Here is an 11,775-nt window from a genome sequence, read left to right on the forward strand (position 1 = left end):
AACTTCGCCCGAACGTGTGGTGGTTCGGCGGGCGAAACCTCGATCCCCCTTACGGCGGGCGCGCGTTCACCAGTACGAATGCCGCCCGCCGGGGCGCAGAAAACGGGGCGCGTGCGAACCCTCGCACGCGCCCCGTCTCTCCTGCCTCACCTCCGGGCAGCGGTCACCCGGCGGCCAGCCGGTCGCACTCCTGCCCGCGCAGCGTCCGCGCGAGGTCGTCCCGGGACTCGATCACCAAGCGCCGCAGCGCCGGCGCCGCCCCCTCGTGCGCGGCGAGCCACGCGTCCGCCGCGTCCAGCGTCGCCCGGTCCCCCTGGAGGGCCGGGAACAGTCCGCGGACCACGTCCATGCCGATCTGGATGGAGCGCTCGGCCCAGATCCGCTCGATCGCCTCGAAGTACCGCGGGGCGTACGGCGCGATCAGTTCCCGCTGCGAAGGCTGGGTGAATCCGGAGATCGTCGCCTCGACCAGTGCGTTGGACAGCGCGTCCGACTCCATCACGTCCGCCCACGCCCGCGCCTTGACCTCCACCAGCGGCCGGGCGGCCAGGCACCGCACCTGGTGCCGCTTGCCGGACGCCGTGTCGTCCCGGGCCAGCTCCGCCGCGATGACGTCCGCCCCGGCCACCCCGTGCGCGGCCAGCGGCTCCAGGAACGCCCAGCGCAGCTCCTGGTCCACGTCGAGCCCGTCGATCCGCGCGCTGCCCTCCAGTAGTCCGGTCAGCAGCCCGAGGTCGGCCTCCCCGGACGCCGTGGCGGCCAGGAACCGGGCCCAGGTGAGCTGGTGCTGACTGCCCGGCTCGGCGATCCGCAGCTCCCGCAGGGCCCCTTCGGCGAGCAGTCGGCCGCCCTCCTCGCGCCATTCGGGCACCGCGTAGTGGGTGACCGCCGACAGCGCCCAGGCGTGCAGCATCTGGAGCACCCCGATGTCGCTCTCGCGCCCGGCGAACCGCACCACCAGGTCCACGAAGTCCCGGGCCGGCATCAGCGCGTCCCGGGTCAGGTTCCACAGCGCCGACCAGCACAGCGCCCGCGCCAGCGGATCGGTCAGCGACCCGAGGCGTTCGCGCAGGGTCACCAGCGAGGTCTCGTCGAACCGGATCTTGCAGTAGGTCAGGTCCTCGTCGTTGACGAGCACCAGTTCCGGCGCCCGCTCGCCAGCGAGGGCGGTCACCACGGTCCGCGGCCCGTCCACGTCGACCTCGGCCCGGGCGTAACGGACCAGGTCGCCGCTGGCGTCCTCGCGGGCGTAGAGCCCCACGGCGATCCGGTGCGGACGCAGCGTCGGGTACGCCTCCGGGGCCTCCTGGAGGATCGCCAGCTCGGTGATCCGCCCCTGGGCGTCCAACAGCGTCTGCGGGGTGAGCGTGTTGACCCCGGCGGTCTGGAGCCAGGCGCGCGACCAGGCGGCCAGGTCGCGCCCCGAGGTCTCCTCCAGCACCACCAGCAGGTCCTGGAGCTGGGTGTTGCCGTAGGCGTGGCGCTTGAAGTAGCGCCGTGCGCCCTCCAGGAACGCGTCCTGGCCCGCGTACGCCACCAACTGCTTCAGCACCGCGGCGCCCTTGGCGTAGGTGATGCCGTCGAAGTTCAGCTTGGCGTCCTCCAGGTCACGGATGTCGGCCGTGATCGGGTGCGTGGACGGGAGCTGGTCGGCGCGGTACGCCCACGCCTTGCGGTTGTTGGCGAAGGTGATCCAGCCGTCGGTGAAGCGGGTGGCCCCGACCATCGAGAACGTCCCCATGAAGTCGGCGAACGACTCCTTGAGCCACAGGTCGTCCCACCACCGCATGGTGACCAGGTCGCCGAACCACATGTGCGCCATCTCGTGCAGGATGACGTTGGCCCGCCGCTCGTACGCGGCCCGCGTCACCTTCCCCCGGAAGATGAACTCCTCCCGGAAGGTCACGCACCCGGGGTTCTCCATCGCCCCGAGGTTGTACTCCGGGACGAACGCCTGGTCGTACTTGCCGAACGGGTACGGGTAGTCGAAGTGGTCGTGGAAGAAGTCGAGCCCCTGCTTGGTCACCAGGAACACGTCATCGGCGTCGAAGTGCTTGGCGAGCCCCTTGCGGCACAGCGCGCCGAGCGGGATCTCCAAGGTCGTCCCGTCCGCGAAGGTGCGGCGGTAGTGGTCGGTGACGTGGTGGTACGGCCCGGCGACGACCGCCGTGATGTACGTGGAGATCGCCTCGGTCCGCGCGAACCGCCAGACCCCGTCGACCAGCTCCCCGACCCCGTTGCTCCACACCGTCCAGCCCTCGGGCGCGGTCACCTCGAAGGCGTACGGGGCCTTCAGGTCGGGCTGCTCGAAGTTGGCGAACACCCGGCGCGCGTCCGCGGGCTCGTACTGGGTGTAGAGGTAGACCTCGCCGTCCTCCGGGTCGACGAAGCGGTGCATGCCCTCGCCGGTGCGGCTGTACGCGCACCGGGCGTCGACCACCAGCTCGTTCTCCGCGGCGAGGTTCGCCAGCGCGATCCGGGTCCCGTCGAAGACCGCGTCCGGGTCGAGGTCCTTGCCGTTCAGCGAGACCGCGGTGACGCCCGGCGCCACCAGGTCGGCGAAGCTGCTCGCCCCCGGCTCGGCGCAGCGGAACCGGATCGTGGTGACCGACCGGAACGTCCGCGGACCGTCGCCGTCCCCCGCTCCGATCGCGGACCGCAGGTCGAGCGCGACCTCGTAACCGTCGACGGACAGCAGCGCGGCCCGCTCCTGGGCCTCGTCGCGGGACAGATTCTCACCGGGCACGGCGGCACTCCCTTGTGACTCGCGGATCGTCGGATCTTCAGCTGGTCGGATGTATCGGAAATCGGTACACGGTATTCGCTACCCGGGAAACGATCCTGCCATGGGCCCCCGGACGCGCCGCACCGGCCGCCCGTCGGCCGTCCGGGCGGGAATGGCCGGGGTGACCTGTGGCGTTCTTCACATGAGTGTGATGACCACCGGCACGCGCCCGCGGGCGCCGAGGAGAGACGTACCCATGACGCAGAAGACCCCCGTCGACTTCTGGTTCGATCCGATCTGCCCGTGGGCGTGGATGACCTCCCGCTGGATCCTGGAGGTCGAGAAGGTCAGGGACATCGAGATCCGCTGGCACGTGATGAGCCTCGCCGTCCTCAACGAGAACAAGTTGGACGAGGTGCCCGAGAGGTACCGCGAGGGCCTGCAACGGGCGTGGGCGCCGGTCCGCGTGGTGACCGCGGCCCGCCAACTGCACGGGGACGAGGTCGTCGGCCCGCTGTACACCGCACTGGGCACCCGTTTCCACAACCGGGGCGAGGGCAACACCCGCGAGGCGATCGCGGGGGCCCTCGCGGACGCGGGTCTGCCGGAGTCGCTCATCGCGTACGCGGACTCCGAGAAGTACGACGTCGAGCTGCGCGCCTCCCACAAGGAGGGCATCGACAAGGTCGGCCAGGACGTGGGCACCCCCGTCATCGCCGTGCCCGGCGCCGACGGCGAGCAGATCGCCTTCTTCGGCCCCGTGGTCACCCCCGCACCCAAGGGCGAGGAGGCCGCCCGACTGTGGGACGGCACCCTGCTGGTGGCCTCCATCCCCGGCTTCTACGAGATCAAGCGCACCCGCACCCAGGACCCCGTCTTCGACTGAGCCCCGCCCCTTCATTGCTGCGAACGCCGGAAGGTCCCGCGAGTCACGTCCTCGCGGGACCTTCCGTTTCTGCTCCTGCCCCATGAACGGTGAGAAGACGATCACGAGCAGGGCCTTGGGTGCCGCCCCGGGAGCGGCCCTAACCCGGGGGGTGGCACGTACTGCGGCAATGCGGTGGTGCGGTGATGCGGGGGCGGAGCGTCGGATCAGGGGGCGAGGATCAGGTTGTCCACGCGCTCCTTGGCGGCGGCGTAGCGCTTGGCCACGTCCTGCCAGTTGACGACCTGCCACATGGCGTCGATGAAGTCGACCTTCTGGTTCTTGTACTGGAGGTAGAAGGCGTGCTCCCAGGCGTCGAAGACCAGGATCGGCGTCGAGCCCTGGCCCACGTTGCCCTGGTGGTCGTAGATCTGCTCCACGATCAGCTTGCCGCTGACCGGCTCGTAGGCGAGGACGCCCCAGCCGGAGCCCTGCGTGGTCGCCGACGCCTTGGTGAGCTGCGCCTTGAAGTTGGCGAACGAACCGAAGGACTCGGCGATCGCGTCCGCCAGCCCGCCCACGCCGTCCTTGTCCAGCGGCTCGCCGCCGCCGTCACCGGTCATGTTGTGCCAGTAGATGGAGTGCAGGATGTGGCCGGACAGGTGGAAGGCCAGGTTCTTCTGGAGGCCGTTGATCGACCCCCACTGGTCCTTGTCCCGCGCCGCCTCCAGCTGCTCCAGGGTGTCGTTGGCACCCTTCACGTAGGCGGCGTGGTGCTTGTCGTGGTGCAGCTCGATGATCTCGGGGCTGATCACCGGGGCGAGTGCGGAGTAGTCGTACGGAAGTTCGGGAAGTGTGTAGACGGCCATCGCGGGTCCCCTCTGACCTCTTATTGCAAAGCACTTGCAACTGCACGCTACCAGCAGCTTCCCGCAAACGCGTGCGCCCCCCGGGTGCTCCGCGGCGCGCGGGTCACGGCCCCGCTCAGGTGCTCCGACGGACGCCCGTGTGTTCAACGGGGCTCCGGTCGGGGGGGCGGTGACCGGGCGTCCGGAAGCACCGCCTGCGCACCGGACGGAGCCGGACGGAGTCGGGGGGCGGATGGAGTCGGACGGGGTCGGGCCGGGGGAGCGGCCCCACCGGAGGTCCGGGTCGACGGCGTTCAGTCGAGCCAGTGCCGCCAGCGCGGGCGGGGCGGAGCGCAGTGACCCGACTCCCGGGCCGCCCGGACGGCGCGATCGACGAGTTCCTCGTCCGTCGGCACCCGACCGTCCGCCTCGGGGAGGCTGAGCCCCGTGCCGTCGGCCAGTCGGGAGTAGCCGACGATGCAGTCGGGGTGCACGGGACGCGTCGCGTGCCAGCCCAGGACCGTCGCGGCCAGGCCGACCCCCACGCCGGCGATGACGAACAGCCGTCGCGGACCGCCGCTTCCGTTGAGGGGCACCGCCGCATGGTACTGAACGCCAAGTGGCCAGCTCCGCAACGGACTTGGCGGTGCCGGGAGCTGGCCGGGGAACGAGCGGGCGGCCCCGCTACCCCCGCGCGGCGCGCCGTCGCTGCCGGGCGTACCCGGCCGTGGCCAGCGCCAGCACCATCGCCCCGGTGGCGTACAACTGCACCCGCGTGTCCGGCTGGCGGGCCATCAACAGGAAGATCCCCGCCATCGCGGCGAGCGCCACCCAGGTCAGCGCGGGGTACGCCCACATGCGCACGGTGAGCCGCCCGGGATCCTCCCGTTCGACGCGGCGCCGCAGGATCAGCTGGGAGACCGCGATGGTGATCCACACGACGAGGATCACCGCGCCGATCATCTTGAGCAGCCAGCTGAACACGTCGTCGGGCCGCCAGTAGCTCAGCAGCACGCACAGGAAGCCGAACAGGGACGAGGCCACCACCGCGACCCGCGGCACCCCGCCCGACACCCTCCCCAGCACCTTCGGCCCCTGCCCCCGCTCCACCAGGGAGTACGCGATCCGGGACGCCCCGTAGACATTGGCGTTCATCGCCGACAGCAGGGCCACCAGGACCACCACGTTCATGATCTCGCCGGCGCCGGGGATGCCCAGGGTGTCGAGGGTGGCCACGTAGGGGCCCTTGTCGACGAGGTCCTCGTCGTTCCAGGGCACCAGCGTCACGATCACGGCCATCGAGCCGATGTAGAACAGCGCGATCCGCCACATCGCGGTGCGCACCGCGCTCGCCACCCCGCGCACCGGGTCCTCGGACTCCGCCGCGGCGATCGTCACCGTCTCCAGCCCGCCGTACGCGAACACGGAGGCGAGCAGCCCGGTGACCAGTCCCTCGCTGCCGTTGGGCAGGAACCCGCCGTCGCCGGTCAGGTGCGCGGTGCCGGGTGCGTCGGTACCGGGCAGCAGTCCGGCGATGGCGAGTGCCCCCAGGACCAGGAACAGGGCGATCGCGGCGACCTTCAGCGCGGCGAACCAGAACTCGAACTCCCCGAAGTTGCGCACCGCCGCCAGGTTCGAGGCGCAGAACACCGCCATGAACAGGGCGACCCACGCCCACTGCGGGGTGCCCGGCAGCCACTCGGAGACGATCGCCGCCGCCCCGATGGCCTCCAGTCCCACGGCGGTGCACAGCAGCACCCAGAAAGCCCAGCCGGCGGTGAACCCGGCCCACGGCCCGATCGCACGCTCCGCGTGCGCCGAGAACGAGCCCGACGACGGGTAGGCGGCCGACATCTCGCCCAGCATCCGCATCACGAGCATCACCAACAGCCCGGACACGGAGTACGCCACGACGATGGAAGGACCGGCGGCGGCGATGCCGGCCCCCGACCCCACGAAGAGCCCCGCGCCGATCACCCCGCCGAGGGCGATCATCGACAGGTGCCGCTGCTTGAGGCCGTGCCCGAGCGTTCCGCCCGGTGCGGGCCCGGAACCCGGGTCCGCACCCTTCGTGGGGGAGTCCGCGCGCGCCTCGGCGTCTGGTCGAGCCATGTGGGGGTTTTCCATTACATGAGGGGATGTGGGGGGCGTTCAGTGTGCCGTACGGAGGACTCGTGCCCAAGACGGTCATGGACATGCCTTCCAGCTCGGGCCGGTGTCACCGGCGAGATCGGCTGCCCCGCCCCGGAATTGGTGGTACCCCACAGTCGCTCAGTGATCAGTGTCACCTTGACCGGGTGATTCGCCCAGCCGCTTTGTTGGGAGGTGACCAATCCGTGGTAGCGCCCTTTGTCGGCCGTTGACGGTGAGCGCGCCGGGGCCCCTGGGATAGCGTCGCCGTGTCCCCGCAGCGCCGAGTGCCCCTGCACCGCCAGGACCCGCACCGCCCGTCCCCTGCACCGTCCGACCTCCCCGGGAGCCCCGTTGAGCACCGCAACCGTCACCGTTCGCCCCGGCGAGGTCCTCGCCGACCTCCTGCCCGCCTCCTCGACGGCCCGCGCCCGGGTCCGGGACGTCGCCCTGGTGGTGGGCGGTGCCGCGCTCACCGGCGTCGCCGCGCAGCTGGTCGTCCCGGTGCCCGGTTCCCCCGTCCCGGTCACCGGCCAGACCTTCGCGGCGCTCCTGGTCGGCACCTCCCTCGGCGCCGGCCGCGGCTTCCTCTCGCTCGCCCTGTACGCGCTGGTCGGCATGGCGGGCGTGCCCTGGTTCGCGGAGGGCACCTCCGGCGCGGGCGGCGCCACCTTCGGCTACGTGCTCGGCATGCTGCTCGCCGCGACCGTCGTCGGCGCCCTCGCCCGCCGCGGCGGCGACCGTTCGATGCTGCGCACCGCGGGCACCATGGTGATCGGCTCCGCGATCATCTACGCGGTCGGCGTGCCCTACCTCGCCGCGAGCACGCCCCTGTCGCTGTCCGGTGCCGTCGCCGCGGGCCTGACGCCGTTCCTGATCGGCGACGCACTCAAGGCCGCCCTCGCGATGGGTGCACTGCCCACCGCCTGGCGCCTCGTCAAGCGCTGAGCCGGACGCCCCTCCCGGCCCCTGCGGCCCTGGTTCCTCCCCGGGAACCGGGGCCGTTGCGCGTCCCGGGCCCGCCTCTCAGGTCCGGACCAATCCGCCGACCCATGGGCGTACGCTCCGTTCACGGCATGCCACACTCGGACGCATGCGCGTGTACCTCGGCTCGGATCATGCCGGCTACGAACTCAAGAACCACCTCGTCCAGTGGCTCAAGGCCAACGGCCACGAGCCCGTCGACTGTGGACCCCACGTCTACGACGCCCAGGACGACTACCCGCCGTTCTGTCTGCGGGCCGCCGAGCGGACCGCCGCGGACGCGGGCTCGCTGGGGGTCGTCATCGGCGGCTCCGGCAACGGCGAGCAGATCGCCGCGAACAAGGTCAAGGGCGTCCGCGCCGCGCTGGCCTGGAGCGAGCAGACCGCGGCCCTCGGGCGCGAGCACAACGACGCCAACGTCATCGCCGTCGGTGCGCGGATGCACACCACGGACGAGGCCACGGCGTTCGTCGAGAAGTTCCTGACCACGTCGTTCTCCGACGAGTCCCGGCACCAGCGCCGCATCGACATGCTGTCGGCCTACGAGACCACCGGCGACCTCCCGCCGATCCCGGCCCACCACCCGCAGCCGTAACCACCCCGGTGCCCGTGGTGCGCGTCCGCCCCGCGCCACGGGCACGAGCCCCGCACACACCCCAGGAGCGCCGCCCGTGCCGGAAGGGCACACGATCCACCGACTCGCCCTCGACCACCGGGACCGCTTCCTGGACCGCGAGGTCCGCGTCAGCAGCCCGCAGGGCCGGTTCGCGGCGAGCGCGGCCCTCCTCGACGGCCGCCCGCTGACCGCCGCCGAAGCCCACGGCAAGCACCTGTTCCTGGGATTCCCCGGCGGCGACTGGATCCACGTCCACCTGGGGCTCTTCGGCAAGCTCGACTTCGCGACGGCACCCGTGCCGCCGCCCACGGACACCGTCCGGCTCCGGCTCGCGACGCCCACCGACTGCGCCGACCTGCGCGGCCCGACCACCTGCGCCCTCATCACCGAGGACGACAAGCGGGCCGTCCACGACCGGCTCGGCCCCGACCCGCTGCGCGACGACGACCCGGACCCGGCCTGGGCCCGTATATCCCGCAGCCGCACCACCGTCGCCGCGCTCCTGATGGACCAGAAGGTCGTGGCGGGCGTCGGCAACGTCTACCGCGCCGAGGTCCTCTTCCGGCACGGCATCGACCCCTACCGCACCGGCCGGGACCTCGACCGGGCCGAGTGGGACGCGATCTGGGCCGACCTCGTCGACCTGATGCGCGAGGGCGTCCGCAACAACCGCATCGACACCGTCCGCCCCGCACACACCCCCGAGGCCATGGGCCGACCGCCGCGCGTCGACGACCACGGCGGGGAGGTGTACGTCTACCGCCGGGACCGACGGCCCTGTCACCTCTGCGGCGACGAGATCCGTACCGCCGGCCTGGCCGCCCGCAACCTCTTCTGGTGCCCCACCTGCCAACCGACTTCCGCGAAGGCCACGTAGAAGGCCACGTAGAAGGCCATGCGGGGGAGCCCCGCGGCAGGGCTCCCCGTCGAAGGAGCTAGAAGCCGTGGGGCAGCCAGGGGGCCACGTCGGACCCGAAGGCCGTGGCCGCCTCGTCCAACGCGCCCAGCCGCAGCTCCTCGACGCGGCCACCGGCGGCGAGCGCCCTGAGGCCGACCCCGCCGAGGTAGGCCGCGCCCAGCTCCCGCACCGACAGCCGCAGCTCCGCGGGCTCCTCGGTGCGCCGACAGGTCGCGCCCTTGGCGTCACCCGTCAGCCGCCAGCGCCCCGCGTTCCAGGGGCAGAAGTCGTCCGCCACGTCCAGCACCACGTCCACGGGCGCCCGGTACGTCCGCGCTTCGAGCGCCGCGCCCAGGTCCACCAGCCGCACGTGCAGCGAGTCCCGCGTGGTCACCAGGCACCGGCGCACGTCCGACACCAGGTGCAGCCAGGCGTCGTCCACCGGACGGTTGCGCATCTGGAGGGTCGAGGTCAGGTCGATGTCGAGCAGGAACCGCCACAGCTGGGCGTAGGCCGCCGGCTCCACCGCCTCCATGTCCCGCAGCGTCACCACCCCGGCCGGGCCCGAGGCGTTCCACTCCGGCTTGTTGTGGAAGCGTGCGTAACCGACCAACTCGCCGTCGCGTTCGGCGACGACGCACTGCAAGGGGGACGCGCCGTGCCGCTCGCCCTCCGGGTCCAGCAGGGGCAACCGCTCCCAGCCCGGGGCCCGGGCGATCATCCCCGGCCGCTCGGCCACCCGCCGCGCGTACAGCGCCTCGCACGCGTCCTGCACGTCCGCGGGGGCCACGAAGCGCAGCCGCAGTCCCTCCGCGCCCGCCGGTACCGGCAGCGTCACCCGCGGGGTGTCGATCGTCGCGCCCAACTGGTAGGTGCCGATGCCGTACCCGAACCGGCCGTAGATCTCCGGCTCGGAGGCCGTCAGCACCGCGAGGGGTTCACCGAGCGCGCGTACGTCGTCCAACTGTCGCCGCATCATGGACGTCAACACGCCGCGCCGCCGGTGGGTGGCGGCCACGCTCACCATGGTGACGCCGGCCGCGGGCACCTGAGCGCCGCCGGGTACGGTCATCCGGAAGCTGAACGCCCCCGCCGTACCGACGCACGCATCGCCGTCCCACACCCCGAGGGAACGTTTCTTCTCGGTGAGTTCCTGCCAGAGCGCACGTTCCTCGGGAGCCTCTGCCACGCCACCAAACGCCCGCTCCAGTGTGGCGTACCACACAGTCCAGTCATCCGGTCGTAGCACCCTCAGCTCTGTCGTCATGTAGACATGACTATCAGGGCGAAGCAGGATGAGCGAACCGATTTCCGTGCGTCTTGCCGGGCCCGCACGGAGGTGGCACGGGCCGGTCGGCGGCCCATGGAACAGGGGGGTTCACCCGTGGATTCGCTGATCCCGACAGAGCGCCGGGAGGGGCCTGTCGTGCGCCCTCACCGGCGCGCTGGATAGGGTCCACGTGCGATGGCACGACGACGAACGGCAGCAGAGAAGTTCCCGGCCCGATTGAAGAAACAACTCCACCGGGCCCGCGTCGGCATGCGCAAGTCGGGCGTCGACTACTTCCGCGGTGACGGCTCCGACTGGATAGCCCTGGTGGGACTGCTCTGCACCGTCCCCCTGATCGCCCTGGGCACGCTGGCCAACTCCGTCTGGTTCTCCCCGTCCGCCCTGGTGCTGCCGATCGTCGCGGGCGGGCTGCTGCTGCGCCCCGCGAGCCTGCTCGCCCTGTACGCCGCCGCCGCGTCCGCCCTCATCGTGGAGTCGGTCCGCCTCGGCCCCTACGCCGAGGGGCCCGCCCGGGTGACGCCCGGGGTGGTCCTCGTGGTCGCCGCGTGCGGGTTCACCGGGCTGCTCATCGCCCAGTTCCGCAGCCGCGTCGGCGTGCCCTGGCGGCGCGGCGGCACCATGCTGTTCGACCTGCGCGAACGCATCCGGGTCCAGAGCAAGCTGCCCTCGCTGCCGCGCGGCTGGCACCGCGAGATGGCCCTGCGCCCCGCGGGCGGCCAGTCCTTCTCCGGCGACTTCGTGGTGGCCGCCCGCACCAACGGCGGCCGGACCTTGGAAGTCGTCCTCACCGACGTGTCCGGCAAGGGCATGGACGCGGGCTCCCGCGCCCTGCTGCTCTCCGGCGCCTTCGGCGGCCTCCTCGGTTCCCTGCCGCCCCACGCCTTCCTCCCGGCCGCCAACGGCTACCTGCTGCGCCAGGACTGGGACGAGGGCTTCGCGACCTCCATCCACCTGGTGCTGGACCTGGAGTCCGGCGACTACGAACTCTTCTCGGCCGGCCACCCGCCGGGCCTCCAGCTCAGCGCCGGCTCCGGGCGCTGGGAGGAGAAGGCGCCCGAAGGCCCGCTGCTCGGCGTCTACGACGGCGCCCAGTTCGACCCGCTCAAGGGCTGCCTGCGCCAGGGTGACGTGCTGATGCTCTTCACGGACGGGCTGGTGGAGACCTCGGAACGCGACCTCGACGAGGGCATCGACCGGCTCACCGGCGAGGCCGACCGCTATGTGGCCGGCGGGTTCCGGGGCGCCGCCTGGCACCTCATCGAAGCGGTGGCCAAGGACGTGAACGACGACCGGGCGCTGCTCCTGATCTCCCGCGACACCCAGCCCGCCGGCTGAGGCGGGGCCGCGCGTCGCCCCGCCGTACACGGCACGACGAAGGCCGCCGCGGGCCCGGTGCCGGGGCGGCCGTCGTGGGTAGG

The 11,775-nt window shown here is 72.0% G+C and carries 10 protein-coding genes; 5 read left to right on the forward strand and 5 right to left on the reverse strand.

What is annotated here, in order from left to right; translation table 11 throughout:
* Window positions 1-163 precede the first annotated feature (163 nt).
* Window positions 164-2,746: an aminopeptidase N gene (gene pepN / locus ACFV88_RS08410; RefSeq protein ID WP_385487382.1), complete on the reverse strand. Its 2,583-nt coding sequence runs from the start codon at window positions 2,744-2,746 to the stop codon at window positions 164-166.
* A 235-nt stretch (window positions 2,747-2,981) separates the two neighbouring features.
* Here pepN and ACFV88_RS08415 point away from each other — a divergent pair, with 235 nt between their 5' ends.
* Window positions 2,982-3,611, forward strand: coding sequence for a DsbA family protein (locus tag ACFV88_RS08415; RefSeq protein WP_385487384.1), 630 nt, complete (start codon window positions 2,982-2,984; stop codon window positions 3,609-3,611).
* A gap of 206 nt (window positions 3,612-3,817) precedes the next feature.
* Here the strand turns inward: ACFV88_RS08415 and ACFV88_RS08420 are convergent, their stop codons facing one another.
* From ACFV88_RS08420 to ACFV88_RS08430, 3 genes are all read right to left on the reverse strand, one after another.
* A complete protein-coding gene (locus tag ACFV88_RS08420) occupies window positions 3,818-4,459 on the reverse strand; it encodes a superoxide dismutase (protein ID WP_385487386.1) in 642 nt (213 codons plus the stop codon).
* 293 nt (window positions 4,460-4,752) lie between these two features.
* Window positions 4,753-5,034 carry a hypothetical protein gene (locus tag ACFV88_RS08425; protein WP_385487388.1) on the reverse strand — a complete coding sequence of 94 codons (282 nt, stop codon included), beginning with the start codon at window positions 5,032-5,034 and terminating at the stop codon, window positions 4,753-4,755.
* 88 nt (window positions 5,035-5,122) lie between these two features.
* A complete protein-coding gene (locus tag ACFV88_RS08430; protein ID WP_385487390.1) occupies window positions 5,123-6,550 on the reverse strand; it encodes an amino acid permease in 1,428 nt (475 codons plus the stop codon).
* Window positions 6,551-6,922: 372 nt separating this feature from the next.
* Between ACFV88_RS08430 and ACFV88_RS08435 the strand changes: the two genes are divergently transcribed.
* The 3 genes from ACFV88_RS08435 (at window position 6,923) to ACFV88_RS08445 (ending at window position 9,045) form a co-directional block, all read left to right on the forward strand.
* Window positions 6,923-7,516, forward strand: coding sequence for a biotin transporter BioY (locus ACFV88_RS08435; protein ID WP_385487392.1), 594 nt, complete (start codon window positions 6,923-6,925; stop codon window positions 7,514-7,516).
* Between the two features lie 145 nt (window positions 7,517-7,661).
* Window positions 7,662-8,147, forward strand: a complete 486-nt coding sequence (locus ACFV88_RS08440) for a ribose-5-phosphate isomerase (protein ID WP_385487394.1) — start codon at window positions 7,662-7,664, stop codon at window positions 8,145-8,147.
* 76 nt (window positions 8,148-8,223) lie between these two features.
* Entirely contained in the window at window positions 8,224-9,045 is an 822-nt protein-coding gene (locus ACFV88_RS08445; protein WP_385487396.1) for an Fpg/Nei family DNA glycosylase, read from the forward strand.
* Between the two features lie 58 nt (window positions 9,046-9,103).
* Here ACFV88_RS08445 and ACFV88_RS08450 read toward each other — a convergent pair whose 3' ends face one another.
* A complete protein-coding gene (locus ACFV88_RS08450) occupies window positions 9,104-10,333 on the reverse strand; it encodes a GNAT family N-acetyltransferase (RefSeq protein WP_385487398.1) in 1,230 nt (409 codons plus the stop codon).
* Between the two features lie 198 nt (window positions 10,334-10,531).
* Here ACFV88_RS08450 and ACFV88_RS08455 point away from each other — a divergent pair, with 198 nt between their 5' ends.
* The gene (locus ACFV88_RS08455) at window positions 10,532-11,692 is read left to right on the forward strand and encodes a PP2C family protein-serine/threonine phosphatase (RefSeq protein WP_385487400.1); all 1,161 of its coding nucleotides are present in this window, start codon (window positions 10,532-10,534) and stop codon (window positions 11,690-11,692) included.
* Window positions 11,693-11,775: the final 83 nt, after the last annotated feature.

Origin of the sequence: Streptomyces sp. NPDC059816 (assembly GCF_042732055.1) — a bacterium.
Classification (GTDB): domain Bacteria; phylum Actinomycetota; class Actinomycetes; order Streptomycetales; family Streptomycetaceae; genus Streptomyces.

What these genes read in the sequence shown, in the direction of transcription:
- ACFV88_RS08420 (WP_385487386.1), bottom strand. Translation starts at nt 4,459, where the DNA reads ATGGCCGTCTACACACTTCCCGAACTTCCGTACGACTACTCCGCACTC.
- ACFV88_RS08455 (WP_385487400.1), top strand. Translation starts at nt 10,532, where the DNA reads ATGGCACGACGACGAACGGCAGCAGAGAAGTTCCCGGCCCGATTGAAG.
- ACFV88_RS08430 (WP_385487390.1), bottom strand. Translation starts at nt 6,550, where the DNA reads ATGGCTCGACCAGACGCCGAGGCGCGCGCGGACTCCCCCACGAAGGGT.
- ACFV88_RS08415 (WP_385487384.1), top strand. Translation starts at nt 2,982, where the DNA reads ATGACGCAGAAGACCCCCGTCGACTTCTGGTTCGATCCGATCTGCCCG.
- ACFV88_RS08440 (WP_385487394.1), top strand. Translation starts at nt 7,662, where the DNA reads ATGCGCGTGTACCTCGGCTCGGATCATGCCGGCTACGAACTCAAGAAC.
- ACFV88_RS08450 (WP_385487398.1), bottom strand. Translation starts at nt 10,333, where the DNA reads ATGACGACAGAGCTGAGGGTGCTACGACCGGATGACTGGACTGTGTGG.